This is a genomic window from Paraburkholderia sp. BR14374 (assembly GCF_040948685.1).
Classification (GTDB): Bacteria; Pseudomonadota; Gammaproteobacteria; order Burkholderiales; family Burkholderiaceae; genus Paraburkholderia; species Paraburkholderia youngii.
In genome coordinates, this window is record NZ_JBFPKF010000103.1 from 1 (window position 1) to 1075 (window position 1075).

1 protein-coding gene is annotated in these 1075 nt (G+C 57.5%); it reads left to right on the top strand.

Annotation, left to right across the window (positions count from 1 at the left end; translation table 11 throughout):
* Positions 1-65 precede the first annotated feature (65 nt).
* Positions 66-1075, top strand: a 1010-nt coding sequence (locus AB3X86_RS38180; RefSeq protein WP_368599890.1) for an IS1182 family transposase, incomplete at its 3' end; no start/stop codon positions are given.

A 1075-nucleotide genomic window follows, 5' to 3' on the forward strand; every position in this document is an offset into this window, starting at 1 on the left:
TCGAGCTTGTGTGAAAACGCGTTGATCGCCTAGACTGGATTAACTCATTCAGCATGGGTGACCGGATGAAGCGATTCATAGAAGGCGAAGATCGCAAGCAGGTGACGCTGCTTCCAGAATGCCTTGATGACTTCGTCGCGGAGGACAATCCGGTGAGGATCATCGAGGCGTTCGTTGAAGAGCTTGACCTTGCATCACTGGGCTTCAATGGAGCGATGCCGTCGACTACAGGGCGTCCGTCCTATCACCCAGCCGTGCTGTTGAAGATCTATATCTACGGCTACCTGAACCGGGTTCAATCGAGCCGTCGCCTGGAACGTGAATGCCAACGCAATGTTGAATTGATGTGGCTCACCGGCCGTCTGGCGCCGGACTTCAAGACCATAGCTGACTTCCGTCGTGATAACGGCACCGGCATTCGCAACGTATGTCGCCGCTTCGTCGTCCTGTGCCGTGAGCTGAAGCTGTTCTCGCAAGCGCTTGTTGCCATCGACGGCAGCAAGTTCAAGGCAGTCAACACACGCGATCGTAACTTCACCGAGGGCAAGGTCGACAAGCGTCAGAAGCAGATTGAGGAGAGCATCCAGCGGTATCTGAGCGCGCTGGAGACTGCCGATCGTACGCAACCGGCTGAACTGGAAGCAAAGACAACCCGCTTGCAGGACAAGATCGCGCGCTTGCGCGAGCAGATGCGCAGCCTCGAGCAGATCAAGGCACGACTCAAGACAGAGCCTGATGGGCAACTCTCGATGACCGATCCCGACGCGCGTTCCATGGCGACGAGCGGCAAAGGATCGGGAATGGTGGGCTACAACGTACAAGTGGCCGTTGACGCCAAACACCACCTCATCGTGGCTCACGAGGTTACAAACTCTGGCAGTGACCGGGCGCAGCTCAGTCCTATGGCGAAAGCTGCGCGCGATGCGATGGGCAAGACCAGTCTGCGGGCAGTCGCTGATCGTGGCTACTACAGCGGGCCTCAGATCAAGGAGTGCGCAGACGCGCGAATTGCGGTCATGTTGCCGAAGCCCACGACCTCAGGCGCAAAACATCATGGCAGATTCGACAAGGCAGA